The sequence below is a fragment of the Streptomyces sp. NPDC041108 genome (assembly GCF_055592645.1).
In genome coordinates this window covers 17,362-41,642 of sequence record NZ_JBVIYK010000010.1, presented here as the reverse complement: position 1 = coordinate 41,642, position 24,281 = coordinate 17,362, and the positions used below count along the sequence as shown (strand labels likewise).

20 protein-coding genes and 1 tRNA gene are annotated in these 24,281 nt (G+C 69.7%); 13 read left to right on the top strand and 8 right to left on the bottom strand.

The genetic code is table 11. The features are described from left to right. Position 1: 1 nt before the first annotated feature. The 5 genes from ACZ6BB_RS26530 to ACZ6BB_RS26510 are packed head-to-tail and all read left to right on the top strand — an operon-like array spanning position 2 to position 3,584. Positions 2–694 (top strand): class E sortase, encoded by a 693-nt coding sequence (locus ACZ6BB_RS26530; RefSeq protein WP_471617674.1) that lies wholly within the window; start codon positions 2–4, stop codon positions 692–694. 53 nt (positions 695–747) lie between these two features. Continuing rightward, positions 748–909, top strand: a complete 162-nt coding sequence (locus ACZ6BB_RS26525; protein ID WP_020113582.1) for a hypothetical protein — start codon at positions 748–750, stop codon at positions 907–909. Continuing rightward, positions 906–1,556, top strand: a complete 651-nt coding sequence (locus ACZ6BB_RS26520) for an aminodeoxychorismate/anthranilate synthase component II (RefSeq protein ID WP_471617673.1) — start codon at positions 906–908, stop codon at positions 1,554–1,556. The genes ACZ6BB_RS26525 and ACZ6BB_RS26520 overlap by 4 nt, the downstream gene beginning before the upstream one ends. Further along, entirely contained in the window at positions 1,553–2,815 is a 1,263-nt protein-coding gene (locus ACZ6BB_RS26515; RefSeq protein ID WP_471617672.1) for a class E sortase, read from the top strand. Before ACZ6BB_RS26520 ends, ACZ6BB_RS26515 begins: the two co-directional genes overlap by 4 nt. A 28-nt stretch (positions 2,816–2,843) precedes the next feature. Then, the gene (locus ACZ6BB_RS26510; protein ID WP_471617671.1) at positions 2,844–3,584 is read left to right on the top strand and encodes a class E sortase; all 741 of its coding nucleotides are present in this window, start codon (positions 2,844–2,846) and stop codon (positions 3,582–3,584) included. A 135-nt stretch (positions 3,585–3,719) separates the two neighbouring features. Here ACZ6BB_RS26510 and pknB read toward each other — a convergent pair whose 3' ends face one another. The 6 genes from pknB to ACZ6BB_RS26480 all read right to left on the bottom strand — a co-directional run bounded on the left by pknB (position 3,720) and on the right by ACZ6BB_RS26480 (position 11,850). Continuing rightward, the gene (pknB, locus tag ACZ6BB_RS26505) at positions 3,720–5,711 is read right to left on the bottom strand and encodes a Stk1 family PASTA domain-containing Ser/Thr kinase (protein WP_471617670.1); all 1,992 of its coding nucleotides are present in this window, start codon (positions 5,709–5,711) and stop codon (positions 3,720–3,722) included. A 170-nt stretch (positions 5,712–5,881) separates the two neighbouring features. Next, positions 5,882–7,351, bottom strand: a complete 1,470-nt coding sequence (locus ACZ6BB_RS26500; protein ID WP_471617669.1) for a peptidoglycan D,D-transpeptidase FtsI family protein — start codon at positions 7,349–7,351, stop codon at positions 5,882–5,884. Continuing rightward, positions 7,348–8,781: an FtsW/RodA/SpoVE family cell cycle protein gene (locus ACZ6BB_RS26495; protein WP_471617668.1), complete on the bottom strand. Its 1,434-nt coding sequence runs from the start codon at positions 8,779–8,781 to the stop codon at positions 7,348–7,350. The genes ACZ6BB_RS26500 and ACZ6BB_RS26495 overlap by 4 nt, the downstream gene beginning before the upstream one ends. 27 nt (positions 8,782–8,808) lie before the next feature. After that, complete coding sequence (locus ACZ6BB_RS26490; RefSeq protein ID WP_471617667.1) at positions 8,809–10,338, bottom strand: Stp1/IreP family PP2C-type Ser/Thr phosphatase; 1,530 nt, start codon at positions 10,336–10,338, stop codon at positions 8,809–8,811. Positions 10,339–10,466: 128 nt separating this feature from the next. Continuing rightward, positions 10,467–10,994, bottom strand: coding sequence for an FHA domain-containing protein FhaB/FipA (locus ACZ6BB_RS26485; protein ID WP_471617666.1), 528 nt, complete (start codon positions 10,992–10,994; stop codon positions 10,467–10,469). Between the two features lie 10 nt (positions 10,995–11,004). Continuing rightward, complete coding sequence (locus ACZ6BB_RS26480; protein ID WP_471617665.1) at positions 11,005–11,850, bottom strand: FhaA domain-containing protein; 846 nt, start codon at positions 11,848–11,850, stop codon at positions 11,005–11,007. A 485-nt stretch (positions 11,851–12,335) separates the two neighbouring features. Between ACZ6BB_RS26480 and ACZ6BB_RS26475 the strand changes: the two genes are divergently transcribed. Together ACZ6BB_RS26475 and ACZ6BB_RS26470 are read left to right on the top strand one after the other, a co-directional pair. Further along, positions 12,336–12,419: transfer RNA gene (locus ACZ6BB_RS26475), tRNA-Leu, on the top strand. A 441-nt stretch (positions 12,420–12,860) separates the two neighbouring features. Then, positions 12,861–15,671 (top strand): beta-L-arabinofuranosidase domain-containing protein, encoded by a 2,811-nt coding sequence (locus ACZ6BB_RS26470; protein WP_471617664.1) that lies wholly within the window; start codon positions 12,861–12,863, stop codon positions 15,669–15,671. A gap of 64 nt (positions 15,672–15,735) precedes the next feature. Here the strand turns inward: ACZ6BB_RS26470 and ACZ6BB_RS26465 are convergent, their stop codons facing one another. Further along, positions 15,736–16,389 (bottom strand): FMN-dependent NADH-azoreductase, encoded by a 654-nt coding sequence (locus ACZ6BB_RS26465; protein WP_471617663.1) that lies wholly within the window; start codon positions 16,387–16,389, stop codon positions 15,736–15,738. A gap of 103 nt (positions 16,390–16,492) precedes the next feature. On the opposite strand from ACZ6BB_RS26465, the gene ACZ6BB_RS26460 reads away from it, so the two are divergent. The 4 genes from ACZ6BB_RS26460 (at position 16,493) to ACZ6BB_RS26445 (ending at position 19,995) form a co-directional block, all read left to right on the top strand. Beyond that, the gene (locus tag ACZ6BB_RS26460; protein ID WP_471617662.1) at positions 16,493–16,867 is read left to right on the top strand and encodes a winged helix-turn-helix transcriptional regulator; all 375 of its coding nucleotides are present in this window, start codon (positions 16,493–16,495) and stop codon (positions 16,865–16,867) included. A 164-nt stretch (positions 16,868–17,031) separates the two neighbouring features. Then, positions 17,032–18,489: a DUF2252 domain-containing protein gene (locus tag ACZ6BB_RS26455; protein WP_471617661.1), complete on the top strand. Its 1,458-nt coding sequence runs from the start codon at positions 17,032–17,034 to the stop codon at positions 18,487–18,489. Positions 18,490–18,621: 132 nt separating this feature from the next. Next, complete coding sequence (locus tag ACZ6BB_RS26450) at positions 18,622–19,617, top strand: J domain-containing protein (RefSeq protein WP_471617660.1); 996 nt, start codon at positions 18,622–18,624, stop codon at positions 19,615–19,617. A gap of 48 nt (positions 19,618–19,665) precedes the next feature. Next, entirely contained in the window at positions 19,666–19,995 is a 330-nt protein-coding gene (locus ACZ6BB_RS26445; protein WP_471617865.1) for a rhodanese-like domain-containing protein, read from the top strand. A gap of 119 nt (positions 19,996–20,114) precedes the next feature. Here the strand turns inward: ACZ6BB_RS26445 and ACZ6BB_RS26440 are convergent, their stop codons facing one another. Continuing rightward, positions 20,115–21,320: an acyl-CoA dehydrogenase family protein gene (locus ACZ6BB_RS26440; RefSeq protein ID WP_471617659.1), complete on the bottom strand. Its 1,206-nt coding sequence runs from the start codon at positions 21,318–21,320 to the stop codon at positions 20,115–20,117. A 345-nt stretch (positions 21,321–21,665) separates the two neighbouring features. Between ACZ6BB_RS26440 and ACZ6BB_RS26435 the strand changes: the two genes are divergently transcribed. Together ACZ6BB_RS26435 and ACZ6BB_RS26430 are read left to right on the top strand one after the other, a co-directional pair. After that, positions 21,666–22,760: a DUF5819 family protein gene (locus ACZ6BB_RS26435; protein WP_471617658.1), complete on the top strand. Its 1,095-nt coding sequence runs from the start codon at positions 21,666–21,668 to the stop codon at positions 22,758–22,760. 47 nt (positions 22,761–22,807) lie between these two features. Beyond that, complete coding sequence (locus ACZ6BB_RS26430) at positions 22,808–24,052, top strand: HTTM domain-containing protein (RefSeq protein ID WP_471617864.1); 1,245 nt, start codon at positions 22,808–22,810, stop codon at positions 24,050–24,052. Positions 24,053–24,281: the final 229 nt, after the last annotated feature.

The following is a 24,281-nucleotide window of genomic DNA, read 5'->3' as shown; positions in this document are numbered from 1 at the left end:
TGTGTCGGTGCGCGTGATCGTGAGGACCGTCAGCGAACTCTGCATCACCGTCGGCACCCTGATCGTGCTGTTCGTCGTCTACGTGCTGTTCTGGACGGGCGTGAAGGCCGACACCGAGATGGACCACCAGGCCGACCTGCTCCGGGACCGGTGGGCGAAGCAGCCCGCGGGGCCGGCGCCCGGACAGGGCACCCCGGCCGCTCCGCAGCGGCCCGCCCCGTACCGGGACGCCGAGCCCTTCGCCCTCATGTACATCCCCCGCCTCGGTTCCACGTGGAACAAGCCCGTCCTGGAGGGCACGAAGACGGACACTCTCAAGAAAGGGCTCGGGCACTACGCGAACACCACGCAGCTGGGGCAGAAGGGGAACTTCGCGGTCGCCGGCCATCGCCGCACCTACGGTGATCCCTTCAAAGATTTTCCCAAGCTGCGCCCCGGCGACGCGGTCGTCCTGTCCGACGGCTCCAACTGGTTCACGTACGTCATCGACAAGGGTCCCTATCGGACATTGCCCGCGGATGTCCAGGTCATCGACCCCGTGCCGCGGAAGTCCGGGTACACGCGCGTGGGGCGCTATCTGACACTGACGACCTGCGACCCGGAGTGGGGACACAGCCATCGGCTCGTCGTCTGGGGCCATCTGGATTCCACCCAGCCCGTGGAGTCAGGGAAACCGGAGGCTCTCCGCCGTTAGTCTGGTGGCGGTACGGCGTGATTCCGGTGCCGTGGTGTGAAGGAAGGGACGGCATGTACGGCTGGATCTGGCGGCATCTGCCGGGCAACGCGTGGCTGAAGGCCCTGATCTCCCTGGTGCTGACCCTGGCCGTCGTCTATGTCCTCTTCCAGTACGTCTTTCCCTGGGCGGAGCCTCTGCTCCCCTTCAACGATGTGACGGTGAACGACCAGTGAGTGCCGCCCGACCCGCCCGGGTCCTCGTCGTCGACAACTACGACAGCTTCGTCTTCAACCTGGTCCAGTACCTCTACCAGCTGGGCGCGGAGTGCGAGGTGCTGCGCAACGACGAGGTGGCGACCGCCCACGCCCAGGACGGCTTCGACGGCGTCCTCCTGTCCCCCGGACCGGGCACCCCCGAGGAAGCCGGCGTCTGCGTCGACATGGTCCGTCACTGCGCGGCGACCGGCGTCCCGGTCTTCGGCGTCTGCCTCGGCATGCAGTCCATGCAGGTGGCGTACGGCGGTGTCGTGAACCGTGCTCCCGAGCTGCTGCACGGCAAGACCTCGCTGGTGGAGCACGAGGGCGAGGGCGTCTTCGCGGGCCTGCCCACCCCCTTCACGGCGACCCGGTACCACTCCCTGGCCGCCGAGCCGACGACCGTACCGGCCGAGCTGCGGGTCACGGCGCGTACCCACGACGGGATCATCATGGGCCTCCGGCACCGCGAACTGCCCGTCGAGGGCGTGCAGTTCCACCCCGAGTCGGTGCTCACCGAGCACGGCCACCGCATGCTCGCCAACTGGCTGGCGGAGTGCGGCGACCAAGGGGCCGTGGCGAGGTCGACGGGGCTCGCCCCCGTGGTGGGCAGGGCCACGGCGTGACCGCACTGCGCCCCGAGCGCGAGAGTGCCCCCTACGGCGGCGAGGCCGCGTACGGGGGCGCCGAGGCGTTCGAGGCGGAGGCCTTCGAGCCCGGGGTGCCCTTCCGCGACACGGCCGAGCCCCAGCAGTGGGCCGCCCCGCAGGCATCTCCCTACGCCCAGGGCGACTGGCACGGACAGCAGCCGTACCCCGAGCCATCGTTCGGGCCCTACGAGAACTACGGGCAGCGTCCCCAGGCCCCGTACGACGGCACGTACGACACCTATGCGGCGGCGGGCGTCCAGGGGGGCCTGTCGGCGGACACGGCCCAGGAGCACCCTCCGATCGACGAGGAGACCGTGGCGCTCCGGGTGGAGGAGGCGCGGCGGGCAGCGGCGATGGCCGAGTCCATACCCCCCTCCGCCGTCACGGCGGGCCGTGCGGCCCGCCGTAAGGCCGCCAGACGGCACGGGAGGCACGGAGGCTCCCCGGCCGCCCACGCGGCCTCCAGGGCCGCTCAGGGGCCCGATCAGCCCTTAGGTGCGGCCACGGGGGCGTCGGCACCGCTGTCCCGGATCGAGGCGCGGCGGGCGGCGCGGGCGCAGAAGCCCGGCATGGCGGTGATCGCGAGCCGCGTGATCGGCGAGGTGTTCATCACCACCGGTGTGGTGATGCTGCTGTTCGTCACGTACCAGCTGTGGTGGTCGAACATCCGGGCCCACCAGCAGGCGGGCAGGGAGGCGACGAGCCTTCAGGAGGAGTGGAAGAGCGGGAAGCGCGCGCCGGGAGCGTTCGAGCCGGGGCAGGGCTTCGCCATCCTGCACATTCCGAAGCTGGACGTCGTCGTGCCGATCGCCGAGGGCATCAGCAAGTCCAAGGTCCTGGACCGCGGGATGGTCGGCCACTACGACGCGAACAGCATCAAGACGGCCATGCCCGAGGACAAGACGGGCAACTTCGGCGTCGCCGGCCACCGCAACACCCATGGTGAACCGTTCCGCTACATCAACCGGCTGAAGCCGGGCGACCCGATCGTCGTGGAGACGCAGGACAAGTACTACGTCTACGACATGTCCTCGATCCTGCCGGTGACACCGCCGTCGAACGTCAGTGTGCTCAACGCCGTGCCCCCGGGCTCCGGTTTCACGAAGCCCGGCCGCTACATCACGCTGACCACGTGTACGCCGGAGTTCACGAGCAAGTACCGCATGATCGTGTGGGGCAAGATGGTGGAGGAACGGCCGCGCAGCGAGGGGAAGCCCGACGCGCTCGTTCAGTAGGGGCTCGACCGAGGGCGGAAGAAGAACTGTGGCAGTGACCACCGACGACACCGAAGAGAAGACGAGCGAGCCCGAGGCCGCTCCGCGCCGCCGCCGGATGAGCCGGCTCGCCATGGCGGTCAGTGTCTTCGGTGAACTCCTCATCACGGCGGGCCTGGTGCTCGGACTGTTCGTCGTCTACTCGCTGTGGTGGACGAACGTCCTCGCCGACCGCGAGGCGGACAAGGAAGCGAGCAAGGTCCGCGACAACTGGGCGGCCGAGAACGGTCCGGGCGCCCTGGACACCAAGGACGGCATCGGCTTCCTGCACGTCCCCGCCATGAACAACGGCGAGGTCCTGGTGAAGAAGGGCACCTCCGCCAAGATCCTCAACGGTGGTGTCGCCGGCTACTACACCGACCCGGTCAAGGCGACCCTTCCCGGCTCCGAGAAGGACGGCAACTTCAGCCTCGCCGCCCACCGGGACGGTCACGGCGCGAAGTTCCACAACATCGACAAGCTCGGCAAGGGCGACTCGATCGTGTTCGAGACCCGCGACAACTGGTACGTCTACAAGGTCTACGACACGCTCACCGAGACCTCGAAGTACAACGTCAAGGTGCTGTCGAACATCCCCAAGGAGTCCGGCAGGAAGAAGGCCGGCAAGTACATCACCCTCACCACCTGCACGCCCGTCTACACGTCCCGGTACCGGTACATCGTCTGGGGCGAGCTGGAGCGCGTGGAGCGGGTGAACGCGGAGCGCACACTGCCGAAGGAACTGCGGTAGCCGTCGCGTCCCCTGGCTGCTCGGAGGGACGTTTCACGTGAAACATCCGGTTTCACGTGAAACATCGCCACGACAAAAGGAGTCCCGGCCCCCTCTCAGGGGGCCGGGACTCCTTCGTTACGGGAACCGGTGGCGCTATCCGAAGAAGCCGCCGCCGTCGCCCCCGCCATTGTTGTTGTTGCCGTTGTTCCCGCCGAAGCCGACCGACGCCAGGGTGATCGTCGTCTGGGTCGGGTCGGCGTCGTTGCCGCCGTCCGGGTCCTGGTCGGTGACCAGCGCGGTGTCGCTCTGGTCGCTGCCGTTCGCGAACTGGATGTTGGTGAAGCCGGCTGCCTGCAGGATCTGCTTGGCCTGGCCCACGGTCCGTCCCACGACGTTCGGGACCTTGGACTTCGGCTTCTCCTCCTCGGCCTTCTTGCCGATCTGGATCGTGACCGTGTCGCCCTTGTTCAGCTGGGAACCCGCCTCGGGGCTGGTCGCGACGACCTTCCCGACGAGACCGTCGTCGTCGGTCTCGACCTCGGTGCAGGTGCCGACGAGGTTGTTGGCCGCCATCTGGTTCTTGGCGGCGTCACAGCTCTGCCGGGCCACGTCCGGGACGGTTTCCTTGTCCGGGGCCTTGGCCACGGTCAGCGTGACCGTGGAGCCCTTTTCGAGCTTGCCGCCTTCCGGGTCTTGACCGATCACGACTCCTGCCGTGCGATCCGACTCCTCGTTCTTCCTTTCGACCTCGAAGCCCTTGTCCTTGAGCTGGTCCCTGGCCTCGTCGAACTGCACGCCCTTGACGTCGGGGACCGTGACCTTCGGAGCACCTGTCGAGATCGTCAGGGCGATGGTGTCGCCCTTCTTGACCTTGGTGTCGGCCTTCGGCGTCTGGTCGCAGACGTTTCCGGTCTTCTCCTTCTCGCACTCGGCCTTGGTGACCGTCACGTTGAGGTCGACGTTCTCGGCCGACGCTCTCGCCTCGGCCTCCGTCTGGCCGACGAAGTTCGGCGTCTTGAGGGTGTCCTTGCCCGCGTCGTTCCCCGAGAACATCCACTGCCCGATGAGGACCGCGCCGATCAGCACCAGCACACCCGCGACCACCAGGAGGATCGTCGAGGTGTTGTTCTTCTTCTGCTGACGGCGGCGGCCCTGGCGGTCGTCGTAACCGCCGTAGCCGTCGTCCGGGCCGACCGGAGGCAGCATCGTCGTGGCACCGGCGTCGGAACGCAGGGCCGTGGTCGGCTGGTCGTCGGGGTAGCCGCCGTAGCCGACCGAACCCATCGCCGCCGTGGCCGCGACGGGCTGGCCGTCGAGGCAGGCCTCGATGTCGGCGCGCATCTCGTCGGCGGACTGATAGCGGTAGTCCGGGTCCTTGACCAGGGCGCGCAGAACGATGGCGTCCATCTCCGGCGTGATCTCCGGGTCGAAGACGCTCGGCGGCTGGGGCTCCTCCCGCACGTGCTGATAGGCGACCGCCACGGGGGAGTCACCGATGAACGGCGGGCGGACCGTCAGCAGCTCGTAGAGCAGACAGCCCGTCGAGTACAGGTCGGAACGGGCGTCCACCTGTTCGCCCTTGGCCTGCTCCGGGGAGAGGTACTGGGCGGTGCCGATGACCGCGGACGTCTGCGTCATCGTCATGCCGGAGTCGCCCATGGCGCGGGCGATGCCGAAGTCCATGACCTTGACCTGGCCGTTGCGCGTCAGCATGACGTTGGCCGGCTTGATGTCGCGGTGGACGATCTGGTTGCGGTGGGCGTACTCCAGGCCCTGGAGGATGCCGATGGTCATCTCCATGGCCCGCTCCGGCAGCAGCTTGCGGCCGCTGTGGAGAAGCTCACGGAGGGTGGAACCCTCGACGTACTCCATGACGATGTACGGGATCGAGACCCCGTCGATGTAGTCCTCGCCCGTGTCGTAGACCGCCACGATCGCGGGGTGGTTGAGCGAGGCGGCCGACTGGGCCTCCCGGCGGAACCTGGCCTGGAAGGTGGGGTCGCGCGCGAGGTCCGCTCGCAGCGTCTTCACCGCCACGGTGCGGCCGAGGCGGGTGTCCATCGCGAGGTAGACCTCCGCCATGCCACCACGGCCGAGCACCTGGCCCAGCTCGTACCGGCCGCCGAGGCGACGCGGCTCTTCCATAGCTTCCTACCAGCCCTCTCCGTCGGATCCCGACCGCACCAATGTGTGGTCCGGCGGCTGTGCTCCGGGCATACGGTACCCGGCTCGCCTTCTGTGACCTGGTCAACCGCGTCACCCGATACAGGACCGGTATCGCAACGTGCACCGATGTGAAGGTGACGTGAGCGGGGTCACTTCTTGCTGTTGATCACTGCCTGCATCACGCTCTTCGCGATCGGGGCGGCCAGACCGCCACCGGAGATGTCACCGCGATCGGCCGCACCGTCCTCGACGACCACGGCCACGGCGACCGGCGAGCTGCCGTCGCTGAGCTTGGCGTAGGAGATGAACCAGGCGTACGGCTTCTCCTTGTTGTTCAGGCCGTGCTGCGCGGTACCGGTCTTGCCGCCGACGGTGACGTCGCCGCCGATCTTCGCCCTGCCGCCGGTGCCCTGCGGGTCGTTGACGACGGTCTCCATCATGTCCTGGAGCTTCTGGGCAGTCTCCGACGAGATCGGCTGGGACAGCGTCTCGGGGTCGTGCGTCTCGATGACGTCGAGGTTCGAGGCGCGCAGCTGGTCGACCATGTACGGCTTCATCAGCTCGCCGTCGTTGGCGACGGCGGAGGCGACCATGGCCATCTGCAGCGGGGTGGCGCGGTTGGATGCCTGCCCGATGCCGTCCATGGCGTTCTGCGGCTCGTTGTCCTCGGGGTAGACGCTCTCGGCGGCACGCACCGGGACGTCCAGCTCGTTCTCGTTGAAGCCGAACTTCGTGGCCTGCTCGATCATCTTCTCGTTGCCGACGCTGTCCGACATCTTCGCGAAGACGGTGTTGCAGGAGACCATCAGCGCGTAGCGCAGGCTGGCGTTCTTGCACTCGCCGTGCTCGTTGGTGAGGTCGGTGCTCGTACCGGGCAGCTGGTACGGGTCGGGGGTCTTCGTCTTGTCGTCGATACCCGAGACGATGTCGTTCTCCAGCGCCGCGGCGGCCGTGACGACCTTGAACGTGGAGCCCGGCGGGTAGGTCTCGCGCAGCGCGCGGTTCAGCATCGGCTTGTCGCGGTCCTTGTCCAGCTTCGAGAAGGTCTTGCTGTCCTTGTTGCTGATGCCGGCGAAGCTCGACGGGTCGTACGACGGCGTGGACGCCAGGGCGAGGATAGCGCCGGTCTTGGGGTCGAGCGCCGCGACCGCGCCCTTCTTGTCACCGAGGCCCGTGAAGGCCGCTTTCTGTGCTGCGGCGTTGAGGGTGGTGACGACGCTGCCGCCCTCCTTCTTCTTGCCCGTGATCATGTCCAGCGTGTTCCGGAAGAAGAGCCGGTCGTCGTTGCCGGTGAGGATGCCGTCCTCAAGGTTCTCCAGCTGGGAAGCGCCGATGATCTGGGAGGAGTAGCCGGTGACCGGCGCCCACATCTCGCCGTTCTTCCAGGTGCGCTTGTACTTGTAGTCCGTCCCCTTGGTGGCGACCGATCCGGTGATGGCCTTGCCGTCGACGATGATGTCGCCGCGTGGCGTGGCATAGCGCTCGATGGCCACCCGGCGGTTCTTGGTGTCCGTTTTCAGGGAGTCGGCCTGGACGTACTGGATCCAGTTGTCCCGGATGAGCAGGGCGAGCACGAGGAGCCCGCAGAAGATCGCGATCCGGCGCAGGGGCTTGTTCATGGTCGGACCACCTGGGTCATCTCGGCGTCGGGGTTCGGGGCGGGGGCCGGCGCGGGGCGGCGTGCGGTGTCGCTGATGCGCAGCAGGATGCCGATCAGCGCCCAGTTGGCGATGACGGACGAACCGCCGTACGCCACGAAGGGCAGCGTCATACCGGTCAGCGGGATAAGGCCCATGACGCCACCGGCGACCACGAAGACCTGGAGGCCGAAGGCGCCGGACAGGCCGACCGCCAGCAGTTTGCCGAACGGGTCGCGGGCGGCGAGGGCGGTGCGGATGCCGCGCTCCACGATCAGGCCGTAGAGCAGGAGGATCGCCATGACACCAGCCAGCCCCAGCTCCTCGCCGAAGGTGGCGAGGATGAAGTCGGAGTTGGCGGCGAAGCCGATGAGGTCGGAGTTGCCCTGGCCGAGTCCGGTGCCGAGGGTGCCGCCGGAGCCGAAGGCCCACAGGGCTTCCATGGACTGTGCGGAGTGTCCGAGCACAGTCTTGGAGAGTTCCCACTCACCCATGGGGTCCAGCCAGGCCTGGACACGCTGCTGCACGTGAATCTCGAACGAGGCCACGCCCACGGCACCGACGGCCGACATCAGCAGACCGAAGACGATCCAACTGGTCCGCTCGGTGGCGACATACAGCATGATCACGAACATGCCGAAGAACAGCAGCGACGTACCGAGGTCGGTTTCGAAGACCAGGATCAGGATGGACATCGCCCACACGACCAGAATGGGACCGAGGTCGCGGCCGCGCGGCAGGTAAAGGCCCATGAAGCGACGGCTGGCGAGGGCCAGGGCATCTCTCTTCACCATGAGGTAGCCGGCGAAGAAGACCGCGATGACGATCTTCGCGAACTCGCCGGGCTGGATGGTGAATCCGGCGATGGAAATCCAGATCTTCGCACCGAAGACGTCTAGGCCGAGACCGGGAACCAGCGGCAGCATCAGCAGGACAAGGGAGCCCGCCATGGAGATGTACGTGTAGCGCTGGAGTACCCGGTGGTCCTTCAGGAAGATCAGCACGGTGATGAACAGGGCCACGCCCAGCGCGGAGTACAGCAGCTGTCGGGGCGACGCCTCGACATACGTCCTGCTCAGCTGCAGCCGTTCCGACTGGTCCAGTCGCCAGATGGCCACTAGGCCCAACCCGTTCAGCAACGTGGCCAGCGGGAGCATCAGCGGGTCCGCGTACGGCGCGAACTTGCGCACGACGAGGTGGCCGATGCCGGCCAGCAGACCGAAGCCGAGGCCGTAGGCGGCCAGCCCTGCCGGGATCTGGTCGTTCAGGGCGAGACCCACGTTGGCGTAGGCGAACACCGGGATGACGACCGCGAACGCCAGCAGGGCCAGCTCGGTGTTGCGTCGGCTCGGGGTGCCGATCGCGCCGATCGTGGACGTGTGCTGCGTCGACGGGTTGGTAGTACTGCTCATCGTGTGACTGGGCCCCTCGCGGCTTGCCTACTGCTCACCGCACCGTGAGACCAGTTCCTGCTCCTCCTCCGAGAGGCTGGGGCCGGTCGACGGTGTGGGTGCGGTCTGGGTCGGGGTCGGGGACGCCGACAGTGTCGGCGTCGGGGTCGGTGTGGCCTTGGACGTGAGGGAGGTCTTCGTGGTTCCCGTGACCCCGCCTGCCTCGCCCTCGCCGGTCTTGGCGTTGTTGTCCGCCGCCTCGCGGCGCTCGGCGTTCTTCTTGCACGCCGACGCCTGGGTGGACAGCTCCGTGATCTTCTTCTCGGCGTCTCCCAGACCGCCTTCGGCGATCGTGGCCTCGACCAGCTTCTGCTGGTAGGGCGGGAGGTACTTGAGTTCGATCTCGGGGTGGTCCTTCTGCACCTTCGAGAGCGAGATCCAGGCCAGGTCCTGGCTGATGCCCCGGTACAGCGCCACGTGGTCGTCGTTGGCGCCGACGTAGTACTGCGTCTGGGTCCAGCGGTAACCGCCGTACATCCCCCCGCCGACGACGGCGAGGGCGAGGACGCCGAAGAAGGATCTCTTCAGCCACCTGCGCTTCTTGCGCGGCTTGACGAAGTCGTCGTCCGAGTAGTCGTCGAAGCTGCCCGCGGCCGGCATGTACCCGGTGGCGTCGCCGGAGCCGGGCGGGCCGAACTCGCCGCCGCCCTGTCCGTGGCCCTGGCGGCCGAGGCCGGAGGCGCGGCCGGCCGGGGTCTGCATGATGCCGTTGTCCTGCAGGTGGAGCTGGTTCTCGGCGACCGCGCCCACTACGACCGGGGTGTCGGAGAGCTGCCCGGCGAGGGTGTCCCCGGTGTCGAGGTCGAGGACGTCGGCGATGATGACCGTGATGTTGTCCGGGCCGCCGCCGCGCAGCGCGAGCTGGATCAGCTCCTGCACGGTCTCCTGCGGGCCCTGGTAGCTGGCGAGGGTGTCCTCCATCGTCTGGTGGGACACGACGCCGGACAGTCCGTCGGAGCAGATCAGGTACCGGTCTCCGGCGCGGACCTCACGGATGGAGAGGTCGGGCTCGACGTGGTCGCCGCTGCCCAGGGCGCGCATCAGCAGGGAGCGCTGCGGGTGGGTGGTGGCCTCCTCCTCGGTGATGCGGCCCTCGTCGACCAGACGCTGCACCCAGGTGTGGTCCTGGGTGATCTGGGTGAGGACGCCGTCCCTGAGGAGGTACGCGCGGGAGTCGCCGACATGCACGAGGCCGAGGCGCTGTCCGGTCCACAGCAGGGCGGTGAGCGTGGTGCCCATGCCCTCCAGCTGTGGGTCCTCCTCGACCATGGCGCGCAGCTGGTCGTTGGCGCGCTGTACGGCGGTGCCGAGCGAGGTGAGGATGTCGGAGCCCGGGATGTCGTCGTCGAGCGTGACGAGGGTGGAGATCACCTCGGAGGAGGCGACCTCGCCGGCCGCCTGGCCGCCCATGCCGTCGGCGATCGCGAGCAGCCGGGGACCGGCGTAGCCCGAGTCCTCGTTGCCCTCGCGGATCATGCCTTTGTGCGATCCGGCGGCGAAGCGCAGTGACAGACTCATGCGCACCTCGCCCGTCGGCTCCGGGTACATCCGCACGGTGCCCACCCTCCGGTCGGGAGCGCGCCGGGGCCCCTGGTGGGGGACTCCGCTGCGTGCTCGCTCCGCTCGCGCCTATTCATGATGTAGCACTACTTCCGCAGCTCGATGACGGTCTTGCCGATGCGGATCGGCGCGCCGAGCGGAATCGGCGTGGGAGTCGTCAGTCGGTTCCGGTCGAGATATGTGCCGTTGGTGGACCCCAGGTCCTCGACGATCCACTGGCCGTCGCGGTCCGGGTAGATCCGTGCGTGCCGGCTGGAGGCGTAGTCGTCGTCCAGCACGATCGTGGAGTCGTGCGCGCGGCCCAGGGTGATGGTCTGGCCCTGCAGCGCCACGGTGGTGCCCGTCAGCGTGCCCTCGCTGACGACGAGTTTGGTCGGCGCGTTGCGCCCGCGGCGGCCGCCGCCGCCGGTGGCGGCCGCCGCGGGCTGCTGGCCGCGCTGCTGCGGTGGCGCGGCCTGGCGGGCGGCCACCTGCGGCCGCTCCCGGCGCGACCCCCGCTGGGTGACACGCGTACCGAACAGGTCGCTGCGGATGACCTGCACGGCCACGATCACGAACAGCCACAGTACGGCCAGGAAACCCAGCCGCATGACCGTGAGGGTCAGCTCTGACATTGCCCCCGCTTCACCCTTCGGCTTGCCGGTAAATGATGGTGCTGCTGCCCACGACGATCCGCGAGCCGTCGCGGAGCGTAGCGCGGGTGGTGTGCTGCCCGTCCACCACGATGCCGTTGGTGGATCCGAGATCCTGGATCGTCGAGGGCGTTCCGGTCCGGATCTCGCAGTGCCGGCGGGAGACGCCGGGGTCGTCGATCCGCACGTCGGCTTCGGTGCTGCGTCCCAGCACCAGCGTCGGGCGGGAGATCTGATGGCGGGTGCCGTTGATCTCGATCCAGTAGCGCGTGCGCCCGCCGGCAGCCGGAGCGCCGGGCGGTCGCTGGCCGAGCGGGGCGGCGCCGGGGCGGCCGCCGCCCGGCGGTGGCGCCGCCGGCATGGGCGGGGCACCCGCGGGAGCCGCGGTGGGCGGGTAGCCGTAACCGCCGGGGCGGCCGGCGGCCGGGCTCGCCGGGGCGCCCGAGGGCGCCTGCTGGTCCGTGGATCCGGCGAGCGTACGGCTGCGCACCCGGTACAGACCGGTGTCGAGATCGTCGGCCTTCTCCAGATGGACCTTGATGGGGCCCATGAAGGTGTAGCGCTGCTGCTTCGCGTAGTCGCGCACCATGCCGGCGAGCTCGTCGCCGAGCTGGCCGGAGTAGGGGCTGAGGCGCTCGAAGTCGGGTGTGCTCAGCTCCACGATGAAGTCGTTGGGGACGACCGTACGGTCGCGGTTCCAGATGGTCGCGTTGTTGTCGCACTCCCGCTGGAGCGCTCCCGCGATCTCCACGGGCTGGACCTCGGACTTGAACACCTTGGCGAAGGTGCCGTTGACCAGACCTTCGAGACGTTGCTCGAACTTCTTCAGGACTCCCATGGGGCACCTCCTCCGTCGTCACCGCTCTGCGTACCGTGTCGGTACTGCTTACTGATCGTATCCACGCGCCGGGAAATCGGCTGGTTCCCCCGGTCGGCCCGGTCGACCGGTGTCATCCGGTGTCGGCGCCCACTGAGGTCCCCCTGCCGGATTCCCGCCGGAGCTCCTCTTCGAACTACCTCGTCCGAACTCTGCCAGGGATCGTAGAGGCGGTGCAGGACCAGTGTCCCGCACCGGACTGTGCGCCCCGTCCCTCTCCGGTAGAGATGGCCGGGACCGGTACGAGGTTGATACGTGGACCAGCACTCGTTGATACGTGGCCCGAGGGGCCGTGTGTTCGGTCCGTGCTGGTGGTTCCGGTCGCGTCGCCGCGCAGCGGGCGGCGGTGAACAAGTGATGTGAAGCCACCCTCTCCAGCGTGCTAATCTTCTGCATGTCGGAAGGCGCCGACACCGCAAGGAACGGGGCCTGAGGACACACCCAATGCGCGGGTGGCGGAATAGGCAGACGCGCTGGATTCAGGTTCCAGTGCCCGCAAGGGCGTGGGGGTTCAACTCCCCCCTCGCGCACAGCGAAGCGGTCCCATCGTAATCACGGTGGGACCGCTTCTCTTTGTGTGCTCGCGACCCGCTCGGCAGCGCCGAATGAATCGAGCTGTGGGCCCTGAAGTGTGAGGAGTCTCTCAGGGGGACTGGGTAAGGGCTTTCGCCTTTCGGGGGCGCGGAACGTCGTGGGGGCGTGCCGCGCCCCTTGTGCGCGGTGCGGGTGGCGTCCGAGTCAGCGTCACGTGAATCGTCGTAGATGGGGACACGAGCGATGTTTCACGTGAAACGGTGCCGAGTGCCGCATCGGCGGCTCCGTGCGGGCGGCGAGTGTGCGAGTTCTGTCCGTACCGTTGACGCCCGCCTGCCTCATACCTATCTTCTGGTCGGCAATTCGCACAACGTTCGTATTTTCGAACATGCATCTCGCTTTCTCCGACCCCCACACCTGCCAGAGACGAGGCGCACATGGCACCGCCGCTCTCCCGACGTTTCCTCCTCCAGTCCGCGTTGCTGACCGCGGCCGCACCCGGGGCCTCCTTCGCGGCGGGGAGCGGCCGTGCGGTCGCCGCCACGGTCCCGACGCCTTCCGACTGGTCGGTGCGGCCGTTCGAACTGAAGGACGTGACGCTCGGCCAGGGCCTGTTCGCCGAGAAGCGCCGGCTGATGCTCGACCACGGCCGTGGCTACGACGTCGACCGTCTGTTGCAGGTGTTCCGGGCGAACGCGGGCCTCTCCACCAAGGGCGCGGTCGCGCCCGGGGGCTGGGAGGGACTGGACGGCGAGGCCAACGGCAACCTCCGCGGCCACTACACCGGGCACTTCCTGACGATGCTCGCCCAGGCCTACGCCGGCACCAGGGACACGGTTTACTCCGACAGGATCCGCTACATGATCGGAGCCCTGACCGAGGTGCGCGAGGCGCTGCGCACCGGTCCGCGCATGCTCGCCGTGACCGGGAGGTTCGGCACCGCGCAGGAGAACGTCCGGGGCTCCCACCAGTACGTCGATCTGCCGAACAGCGTGCTCGGCGGTGCCTCCGCGATCACCCTGTCGGCCTGGGTGAAGCCCGCGCACCATGCCGACTGGGCGCGGATCTTCGACTTCGGCGACAACACCACCCGCTATCTGTATCTGGCGGCGCGCAACGCGAGCGGTTTCCCCCGCTTCGCCGTCACCACCAACGGGCCGGGCGGGGAACAGGGGCTCAACGGCACCGCTGCCCTGCCGCTCGACCGGTGGAGCCATCTCGCGGTGACGATCGGCGGCGGCACCGGCACGCTCTACGTCGACGGCACGGCCGTCGCACGGAACACCTCGATGTCCCTCACCCCGGCGGCCCTCGGCACCCTGGCGAACAACTGGCTCGGGCGGTCCAACTTCCGGACCGATCCCGTCTTCGCGGGGGCGTTCGACGAGTTCAACGTCTGGTCCCGGGCGCTGACGGCCGCCGAGATCACCTCGCTCCAGGGCAGTCGGGCCCCTGACTCGTCGGCGGGCCGGGGCGACCTGGCCTCGTACGACTTCTTCGAGACCGGCGGCGGCACCTTCGCTGACGGTTCCGGGCGTGGCCTGACCGCCACCCTGCGCCGCACCTGGGGCGCGCCCAGCCATGACGGATTCCTGGCGGCCTACCCGGAGACGCAGTTCATCGAGCTGGAGTCGATGACGAGCGGCGACTACACACGCGTCTGGGCGCCGTACTACACCGCGCACAAGATCCTGCGCGGTCTGCTGGACGCCTATCTCCATGTCGACGACGCGCGGGCGCTCGACCTGGCGTCGGGCCTGTGCGACTGGATGTACTCCAGGCTGTCGAAACTGCCGGACGCCACCCTGCAGCGCATGTGGGGCATCTTCTCCAGCGGAGAGTACGGGGGCCTGGTCGAGGCGATCGTCGACCTGTACGCGATCACCGGCAAGGCGGACCACCTCGCCCTGGCCAAGCTGTTCGACCTGGACAAGCTCATCGACGCCTGCGCCGCGAACACGGACACGCTCGACGGTCTGCACGCCAACCAGCACATCCCGATCTTCACCGGGCTCGTCCGGCTCTACGACGTCACGGGCGAGTCGCGCTATCTGAGCGCCGCGAAGAACTTCTGGGGCATGGTGATCCCCCAGCGGATGTACGGGATCGGCGGCACCAGCACGGCGGAGTTCTGGAAGGCGCGCGGGGTCGTCGCGGGGACGATCAGCGACACCAACGCCGAGACCTGCTGCGCCTACAACCTGCTCAAACTGAGCCGGAGCCTGTTCTTCCACGAACAGGAGCCGAAGTACATGGACTACTACGAGCGTGCGCTGCTCAACCAGGTCCTCGGGTCCAAGCAGGACAAGGCCGACGCCGAGAAGCCCCTGGTCACGTACTTCATCGGGCTGGAGCCCGGTCACGTGCGCGACTACACCCCCAAGCAGGGCACCACCTGCTGCGAGGGCACGGGCATGGAGAGTGCGACCAAGTACCAGGACTCGGTGTACTTCGCCCGTGCCGACGGCAGCGCGCTGTACGTCAACCTGTACAGCGCGGCGACGCTGAACTGGTCCGCGAAGGGGGTGACGATCGCCCAGAGCACCGACTACCCCCGGGAGCAGGGCACCACGATCACCGTCGGAGGCGGCGGCGCGGCCTTCGCGATGCGCCTGCGGGTGCCGTCCTGGGCGGTGGCCGGCTTCCGGGTGACCGTCAACGGCAGCGCGGTGGGCGGCACTCCGGACCCGGGGAGCTACTTCACGATCCCCTCCCGCACCTGGAGCGACGGGGATGTCGTACGGGTGTCGATCCCGTTCCGCCTGCGGACGGAGAAGGCCCTCGACGACCCGTCGCTCCAGACGCTGTTCTACGGGCCGGTCAACCTGGTCGGCAGGAACAGCGCCACGAGCTACCTGCCGGTCGGGCTGTACCGCAACGCCGGGCTCTCCGGTGATCTGCTGCCCTCCCTCACGCCGGTGAGCGGAAAGCCGCTGCACTACACGCTGGACGGCACCGAGTTCGCCCCCTTCCACGAAGGGAGCGAGGACCCGACCCACGCCTACGTCAGGCGTGCGGAACCGAAGGTGGTCCTCGGCGGCACGGACTCGGGCGTCGCCAATCCGGCGAGGTCCGACGGCACGACCCTGCTCGACGAGATCTGGGCCGGGGCGCCGTTCGCCGACAAGGGCGCGCTGGTGGCGCGGGTGCAGTCGACCGTCACCTCCTGGGTGTCGGCCGGGCTGCTGAGCCAGGCCGACGGGCAGCGGGTGGTGACCACCGCGCGGCACGCGACGTACGCGGCCTGAGGGCACGGGCGGCCGCTCCCGGGGGCGGCCGCCGCACCGCCTTGTGCGCACCGCCTTGCGCGGGCTACGCGGCGAGACGCGCGGCCAGGCTCTTGGCCTTGACGACCGCGTCGTCGAAGGCCTTCGCGCGGGAGGCCTCCGAGAGGGGGATCAGCTCGCTCATCGCGGGGTTGTGCGGGGCCATCGTGAGCTCCGGGACGATGAAGTCGACCTCCAGCCCGAGGGTTTCGGCCAGGACCGCCGTCAGGTAGTTCTGCACGTACTCCAGGGGTTCGCGGGGCGTGCCCGGAGCGTAGGAACCGCCGCGGCTGGCGACGACCGTGACCGGGGTGCCCTTGGTCTTCGAGTCCTCGGTCATGGCGGTGCGGCCGATGAGGACGACGTTGTCCAGCCACGCCTTGAGGGTGGAGGGGATCGAGAAGTTGTACATGGGGGCGCCGATCAGGATCGCGTCCGCCTGCTCCAGCTCCTCGATGAGCTTCTCCCGCTCGGCGAAGGCCGCGGCCTGCTCGGGGGTGTGCGTGGCCGGGTCGGCGAAACCGGCGGTGTGCGCGGCGGCGCCGATGTGCGGAACGGGATCGGCGTGCAGGTCGCGATAGACGACCGTGCCGTCCGGATGCTCGTCCTCCCATGCCTTGCGGAATGCCTCCGTCACCGCACGCGATGACGAGGAGCCGGCGGGGAACACGGACGAGTCCAGATGCAGCAGCGTGGCCATGGAGAACTCCAGAGGAAGCGGCTTCGTTTTCGTACTCAGCTATTAATAACATAGTCACTTACTTTTTTTCACCCACATACCTCGGGCCAGTACTCTTGTTTTCATGGCGGAGCAGCAGGGCATCCATGGCGCCGGGCCGTGCCAGCAGGTCGACGAAGGCATCACCCGTGTGTTCGCCCTGCTCGGGAAACGCTGGACGGGGCTGATCGTGGCTGTCCTGATGCCGCATCCCGCGCATTTCGTCGACCTGCGCAGGGCGATTCCCGGCATCAGCGAGCGCATGCTCTCCGACCGGCTCACCGAGCTCGGCGCGGCCGGGCTGGTGGTGCGCGAGGTCGACGACGGGCCGCCCCTGCGCGTCACGTACCGGCTGACCGAGGCCGGGGCGGCCCTGGAACCGGCGCTGCGGGAACTCAAGAACTGGTCCGAGAGCCATCTGTCGCGGAGTTGGCCCTGCGCGGGGGCGGGACGGACGTAGCCGGGACCGCTCGGCTCGTCATTGGGTGGTGCGCCCCGGTTTCCGCTGGTGCGGGCGGGTGGGACGCCGAGTTTTCCACAGGGTCTGACGCGTTTCGGCCACCGGCTGTAACGTCAGCACGAGTTGATGCTCGCGTGTGGACGGGTACGGGGGAGGCGGTCGTGATGACCGAGGCAGGGACGACGACAGGGGCAGTGCCGGAGGCCGACGCGGGCGCGGCGGATTCGCCGTCGGCGGCCGCGCGGGTGCCGGGAGTGGCGGGGTTCGCCCGGTGGCCCTCGGCGGGGTCGCCCAAGGACGAGGGCAAGGCGCTGCGCACACGGGTGCCCCGCAGCGCGCACGCCGACCTGACGCTCACCACCGACCGGCCGGACGCGGTGTCCGCGGTGGAGGAGTCCAACCGAGGCCGGATCGCCGGCCTCACCCCGATAAGGGTCGGCAGGATGGCGGCCAGCCCCTTCGCATTCCTCCGCGGCTCCGCGGGCCTCATGGCCCACGACCTCGCCCGTACGCCCATGACCGGCATCGGCGCCCAGCTCTGCGGCGACGCCCACGCGGCCAACTTCGGTCTGTACGGGGACGCCCGCGGCGGTCTGGTCATGGACCTCAACGACTTCGACGAGACCGTGCACGGACCCTGGGAGTGGGACCTCAAGCGCCTCGCCGCCTCCCTGGTGCTCGCCGGCCGTGAGGCGGGCGCCGACGAGGACATCTGCCGCAAGGCGGCGTACGACGCGACGGGTGCCTACCGGCGCACGATGCGGCTGCTCGCCAAGCTCCCGGCGCTCGACGCGTGGAACGCCATCGCGGACGAGGAACTGGTCTCGCACACCGACGCGCATGACCTGCTGGGCACGCTGGAGCGGGTCTCGGAGAAGGCGCGCGCCAACACCAGCGGGCGCTTCGCGGCCAAGGCGACCCGGGCGGTGGAGGGCGGCGGCCGCCACTTCGTGGACGCCCCGCCGGTGCTGCGCCGTGTGGAGGACGAGGAGGCGGTCGTCGTGGCCACCTCCCTGGAGCAGTACCTGACCACGCTGTCGGAGGACCGCCACCCGCTGCTGGCCCGGTACGCGGTGCACGATGTGGCGTTCCGGGTGGTCGGCACCGGCAGTGTGGGCACTCGCTCGTACGTCGTACTGCTCCTGGACCACCGGGGGGAGCCGCTCGTCCTCCAGGTGAAGGAGGCCCGCCCCTCGGCGCTGGAGCCGCACCTCGCCACGGCCGGTTTCGAGGTGCCGGAGGTGGACCACGAGGGCCGCCGGGTGGTCCTCGGCCAGAAGCGCATGCAGGTCGTCAGCGACATGCTGCTGGGCTGGACGACGGTCGACGGACTCCCCTTCCAGGTACGCCAGTTCCGCAACCGCAAGGGCAGCGTCGACCCCGCCGCCCTGGCCGCCGACCAGGTCGACGACTACGGCCGCATGACCGGCGCCCTCCTGGCCCGCGCCCACTCCCACAGCGCCGACCCCCGCCTCATCTCCGGCTACTGCGGCAAGAACGACGAACTCGACGAGGCCATGGCCACGTTCGCCGTGAGCTACGCGGACAGAACGGAGGCGGACCACGCGGACCTGGTGACGGCGGTGCGGGCGGGACGCGTCGAGGCGGAGATGGGGGTCTGAGGGGGCCGGCGAGGGGCCTCCGGACGCGCCGGGCCCCGCCGAGCGGGCGGCTGGACGGTGTGGGGTCGTCGCTCCGTCCCCGTCTTCGGCGGCTTTCGCCAGCGGTCGGAACCGTGGCCTAGGCTGGGCCGGGTGACGACCCCGGAAGCCGAGCAGACACCGTCCGAGCGCCCCACCGAGCCCGGGCGGCCCGATGAGGCCACCGAGCCCGGCGAAGGCGCGGCAGCGACCGAGGGCGCCGAGGGCACGGCGTCCGCCGGGAGCGTGTCCTCCGCCGGGGGCGAGACATCCGCAGAGAGTGAGGCGTCCGCAGAGGGGGAGGCGTCCGTCGGGAGTGGCGGCTCGGGGCGGCCCGAGGAGCGGCTGGAGCGGGCCGTGCGGGCGGCCGAGCAGGCACTGATCGAGTACGAGATCGCTGTCGAGACCTTCCGGGTCGAGGTGGAGAACTTCTCCCGGTTGCACCACCAGAAGCTCGGCCCCGTGTACGCGCGGCTCGACGAACTGGACGCCCGGATCGCGGAGGCGAAGGCCGCCCGCACCGGTGACCCCGAGGACGTGCGCAAGGCCCAGGAGGCACGGGCCCGGGTCATGCCCATGCCGGGCGTGGAGGAGCTGTTCCACGGCTGGATGGACTCGGAGGGCCTGTTCCCCGAGGCCGCGGCCATGCTCACCGGTCAGCCCGTACGGTCCCCGGAGCGGGTGCGCCCGAGCGACGAGGCTCGCAGGCTCTACCGGGAGCTGGTCCGCAAGGCCCACCCGGATCTGGCCCAGGACGACAAGGAGCGGGCGCGGCGGGACGAGTTCATCGCCCGGGTGAACGCGGCGTACGGCCGCGGTGACGAGGTGCTGCTGCGGGAGCTGTCCGAGGAGTGGGCGGCCGGGCCCGTGCCGGAGGAGCGCAGGCCGAGCCGGGCCGAGGAGCTGTACGCCCGGCTCGAATGGCTCGCCCAGCGCAAGGAGATGCTCGCCCTCGTCGCCCGGGAGCTGGAGGAGGGTGCCATCGGGTCGATGCTCCGACTCGCACCGGAGGACCCGGACCGGCTCCTCGACGAGATCGCCGACCAGTTGCTGGCGGAGGTCGAACGGCGGGAGAGCGAGCTGGCGGGGCTGCTCGGCCGGGACGAGTAGCCCGGCGCCGGGTCGGGTAGCGTCGTACGCATGCATCTCGGAGCTGGTGTGCCCACGGTCGAGGTCGGAGACCTCAAGGACGACGACTTCCTGCTGGACGTCCGGGAGGACGACGAATGGCAGGCGGGTCATGCCGAAGGGGCACTGCACGTCCCCATCAGTGAGTTCGTGGCGCGCTACGGCGAGGTGACCGAGGCGGCTCCGCAGGACGGCAGGATCCATGTGATCTGCCGCTCGGGCGGTCGTTCGGCGCAGGTCACCATGTATCTCGTCCAGCAGGGCATCGACGCCGTGAACGTGGACGGTGGCATGCAGGTCTGGGCGGCCGCCGGCCGTCCGGTGGTGGACGACAAGGGCGGGGCCGGGTTCGTTCTGTAAGGGAACCCGTTCCCCGGGGTGCAGGTGCAGGTGCAGGTGCCGGGGAACGGCATCGGTGCCGAGTGCGCGTGGGGCGCGCGGACTGACGTGCGCGCCCCAGGCTGTGACGTGCGCGGTACTCAGCCCAGCGGGTGCGCCGCCAGAAGGTCGCCCAGTGCCTCTTCGTGGGCCGCCGCGGGGCCGAGCGAGAGTTCCAGGTGCTTGGCCCAGGCGTGATAGCGGTGCAGGGGGTAGTCGACGTCCGCGCCGAAGCCCCCGTGCAGATGCTGTGCGGTCTGCACGACCCGTCGTACGCCCTCCGAGGCCCAGATCTTGGCCACGGAGACGTCCCCGGCGGCGGGCAGCGCACCTCCCGCGCCGGAGGTGATCCGCCAGGCGGCCTGCCACAGCGCCGCCTCCATCGCGCGCAGGTCGATGAACCGGTCGGCGGCCTGTACGGCGACGGCCTGGAACGAGGCGATCGGGAAGCCGAACTGCTCGCGTTTTCCGGCGTATTCGCTGGTCATGCTGAGGACGGCCTCACCCAGGCCGAGTGCCAGTGCGCACGTCCCGGTGGCCAGCAGCTCCCGCAGCCGTTCCCACGCCCCCTCCGCGTCGATGACGTCCCGCGCGGGGATCCGTACCGACTCCAGGCGCAGTTCCGCCAGCCGTTCACCGTGGGTGGCGATCTGCTCGGCGAGCGTCACTCCCGCGTGGACGCGGGGAACGAGGGCGAGCACGGCCCGGCCGTCGGCGGAGGCCGGACCCTCCCCGGTCTCGTCGGCGGTCTCGTCGGCGGAGAGGCCGACGACCGACTCCGGCGAGAGAGTCGCGGGGACGACGACGAAGTCTGCCTGCTGCGCCCAGGGCACCGCCGTCTGTACGCCGTCCAGGACCCAGGCGCCATCGGGGTCCCGCCGTGCGGTCACCGCGAGTTCGGCGGGGTCGTGACCGGTCAGGCCGTGCGCGGCGACGGTGAGGACGACCTCGCCCCGGCCGACGCGGGCGAGCAGATCCGCCTTCAGCTCCTCGCTCCCGTGCGCCTGCACGGCCACGGCGGCGGCACTGCTCTCCAGCAGCGGCCCCCTGGCCAGCACCTTCGCCGACTCGCGCAGCACCAGGCACAGCGCGATGGGATCAAGGCCCGACCCGCCGTACGCGGGGTCCAGCAACAGGCTGAGGAGGTCCGCGTCGGCGAGCTTCGCCCACAGGGCCCGGTCGAAGTCGTCGGCCACGGCTCCCGGTACGAGCGACGGACTCGGGACGCCGTCCGGTGCGACCCCGGCGAACACCGCCTTCGCCGCCTCGGCCGCCGCCTGCTGCTCCTCGGTGAAGGTGAAGTCCACGGTTCCGCCCTTCCGTGTCGCCTATGACAGGGCGTCAAGATAGAACAGGTTCTAGAAGAGGGGAATGGCGTGGGGCCGGGGGATGGTCTCGCCATGGGCACGGCACGTCCGGCGGGCGGTACGGGCGGCTGAGAGGCGGGGGGGGGGGGGCCCGGGCGGCTTTCCGGCGAGAGGCGGACCACACCGCGCCGTAAGGTGTCCCCCGCTGTGGATAACCTCAGGGGTGCCGTGCGAGCGGTGTGACGATGTGACTGTTGTGACCATCGGGGTGTGCCGGACGGGTGTGGCTGAGTAAGTTCCGGTGGGGAAGTGGACCGGGTCGTGGGAATCGGGGAGCGGGGCGGAATGGACGCGAACGACGAGGTCTCGAACGCCCGGCGGGGGCCGGACGAGCCCGAGGGCGCCGACTCCGCGGGCGAAACGGACCCGCGGCTTCCGCGGGACTCCCGGCAGACCCCGGACCCTGCGCCACCCGTGACCTCGGTCCCTGCGCCACCCAGAACCTCGGAACCCGCCCCGCCCGTGACCTCGGACCCCGCGCCGCCCGTGACCCCGGATCCCGCCTCGCCCCGGACCGCGGATCCTGCCCCGCCCGTGACCCCGGATCCCGCCTCGCCCCGGACCGCGGATCCTGCCCCGCCCGTGACCGCCGACCCTGCTCCGGCCTCGTCTCCGGATCCCTCGCGAGAGTCCTCTCCCTGGCCGCCTTCCGGGCGGGCGGGCGGACCGGCACGGCCGGCGGCCGGTATCGCCGGGCTGACCCTGCCGTACCAGATCGCCGTGGCGCTGGTTCTCGCGGTCGTGGGGGTGGTGACCTGCGTCCATCTCGGGCTGGTGTTTCTCCATATCGCGCCCTCGAACACGCTGACGAAGCAGCACGGTCGGGCGGTGGACGAATGGGTGTATCCGGAGTTCGAGCAGAACTGGAAGCTGTTCGCGCCGAACCCGCTGCAGCAGAACATCGCCGTGCAGGCGCGCGCCGAGGTCCGTACCGCCGACGGTGGGACGCGCGAGACCGGCTGGTACGACCTGTCCGCGCTGGACGGCGCCGCGATCGACAGGAACCCGGTGCCCAGTCACACCCAGCAGAACGAGCTGCGCCGGGCCTGGGACTTCTACGTCTCCACGCATGACGCCGAGAACCGCGCCACCACCTCGCGCGGCGACCTCTCCCAGCGCTATGTACGCCGGATCGTGGTGATGCGCCTCGACCGCGAGGGGGCCGGCGAGCCCGGCGCCGTGATCGAGCGGATCCAGCTCCGGTCCCGTACCACCAACGTGCCGGCGCCCGAGTGGAGCGAGGAAAAGGTGTCCGACAAGCCAGTCGTCCGAGAACTGCCCTGGTGGCAGGTGACCGACGACGACCGGGCGGATGCCGCCGCCAACGCGGGGGGCTCCGGCCGGTCCGCCGTCGGCCGGACGGAGGCGAGCGCCGAATGAGCGGCTCCGTGCGTCCGACCGGTCCGGTCCGCCAGGGGAGCCCCCTGGTGCGGCTCACCGCCCCGATAGGCAACGGGATCACGCGTGTCACGGATCGCGCGCTGGGCCCGTACCAGAGCGCGATCATACGTATCGGCTTCTCCGCGACCTGGCTGCTGTTCCTGCTGCGTGAGTTCCCGCACCGGCGCGAGCTCTACGGCCCGAACGGGCCCTGGAGCTGGGAGCTGGCCCAGCAACTGACCGCGAGCAACGAAGCGTTCACGGTGCTGATGTGGTCCGACAGCATGGTGTGGTTCGAGATCGTCTACGGCATCGCCGTCCTGTGCAGCTTCCTTCTGCTGCTCGGCTGGCGCACCCGTGCCATGAGCGTGATCTTCATGATCGGTGTGCTCTCGCTGCAGAACCGCAGCGTCTTCATGGGCGACGGCGGCGACAACGTCCTGCACCTCATGGCGATCTATCTCGTCTTCGTCCGCTGCGCCCAGGTCTGGTCACTGGACGCGCGGCGCGCACGGCGTGGACGCGAGCGCCTGGAGCCGGACGGCAGGGCACCGGAGGACCGGGTCGGCGTCGCGCTGTGGTGCGCACTCGGGTTCGGGCTGCTGCTGGCGACCTTCGGCGGGCTGGTCCCCGGCGGTCTGCTGGGCGGCTGGCTGACGTTCTTCTGGGGGCTGTGGGCGGTGCACGCCCTGTGGTGGGCCGCCGGGCGCATCGAGTCGGACACCAAGCCGCGCGCGCTGCTCGACATCGTGGGCAACCTCGCGCACAACGCCGCACTCGTCGTGATCATGGCCGAGGCATGTCTGATCTACGCGGCGGCCGGCTGGTACAAGATCCAGGGCGGGCGCTGGCAGGACGGCACGGCGGCCTACTACCCGTTCCACCTGGACTACTTCTCGCCCTGGGCCTCGCTCTCCGACCTGCTGTCGTCGAGCGGCACGATGGTGATGCTGGCGACGTACGGGACGGTGATCGTGCAGGTCGCGTTCCCGTTCACGCTCTTCAACCGGCGCGTCAAGAACGTGCTGCTGGCGGTCATGATGACCGAGCACGCCGTGATCGCCGTCGTGCTCGGCCTGCCGTTCTTCTCGCTCGCGATGATCGCCGCCGATGCGGTCTTCCTGCCCACGCCCTTCCTGAAGCGTCTGGGCGGACTGGTGGCGCGCGTGCGCGACCGCGTCGTGCGCCGTCTTCTGCCGGGGCGCGCCCTCAAGATCCCTGGCCAGCGCCGGCCGCGCGTCCCCGACGAGGGGGAGACGGCCGAGCAGGCCCGCGTAGGCTTCACCGTATGAACGATCCGGTGAGCGGGCCCACGGGCGTCCCGACGACGGGATCCACGGAGGGTCAGGCGGCCGGATTCCCTGCCGAACCGGCGGTGGGATCCGCCGCCGGCTTCGCGGCCGGATCCCTTGGCCGTCCGGCGGCGGGACCCGCGGGTGATCGGGCAGGCCGGGCCGGGGACGGCGGTCCGGCAGGCCGAGCCGGGGACGGCGGCCCGGAGGCCGCTTCGGCCGCGTCGGT

Excerpts from the sequence above, each read along its gene's own strand:
- ACZ6BB_RS26460 (WP_471617662.1), top strand. The coding sequence starts at position 16,493 with ATGGCGGAGCAGCAGGGCATCCATGGCGCCGGGCCGTGCCAGCAGGTC.
- ACZ6BB_RS26500 (WP_471617669.1), bottom strand. The coding sequence starts at position 7,351 with ATGAACAAGCCCCTGCGCCGGATCGCGATCTTCTGCGGGCTCCTCGTG.
- ACZ6BB_RS26455 (WP_471617661.1), top strand. The coding sequence starts at position 17,032 with ATGACCGAGGCAGGGACGACGACAGGGGCAGTGCCGGAGGCCGACGCG.
- ACZ6BB_RS26465 (WP_471617663.1), bottom strand. The coding sequence starts at position 16,389 with ATGGCCACGCTGCTGCATCTGGACTCGTCCGTGTTCCCCGCCGGCTCC.
- ACZ6BB_RS26435 (WP_471617658.1), top strand. The coding sequence starts at position 21,666 with ATGGACGCGAACGACGAGGTCTCGAACGCCCGGCGGGGGCCGGACGAG.
- ACZ6BB_RS26490 (WP_471617667.1), bottom strand. The coding sequence starts at position 10,338 with ATGAGTCTGTCACTGCGCTTCGCCGCCGGATCGCACAAAGGCATGATC.
- ACZ6BB_RS26485 (WP_471617666.1), bottom strand. The coding sequence starts at position 10,994 with ATGTCAGAGCTGACCCTCACGGTCATGCGGCTGGGTTTCCTGGCCGTA.
- ACZ6BB_RS26480 (WP_471617665.1), bottom strand. The coding sequence starts at position 11,850 with ATGGGAGTCCTGAAGAAGTTCGAGCAACGTCTCGAAGGTCTGGTCAAC.
- ACZ6BB_RS26470 (WP_471617664.1), top strand. The coding sequence starts at position 12,861 with ATGGCACCGCCGCTCTCCCGACGTTTCCTCCTCCAGTCCGCGTTGCTG.
- ACZ6BB_RS26495 (WP_471617668.1), bottom strand. The coding sequence starts at position 8,781 with ATGAGCAGTACTACCAACCCGTCGACGCAGCACACGTCCACGATCGGC.
- ACZ6BB_RS26525 (WP_020113582.1), top strand. The coding sequence starts at position 748 with ATGTACGGCTGGATCTGGCGGCATCTGCCGGGCAACGCGTGGCTGAAG.
- pknB (WP_471617670.1), bottom strand. The coding sequence starts at position 5,711 with ATGGAAGAGCCGCGTCGCCTCGGCGGCCGGTACGAGCTGGGCCAGGTG.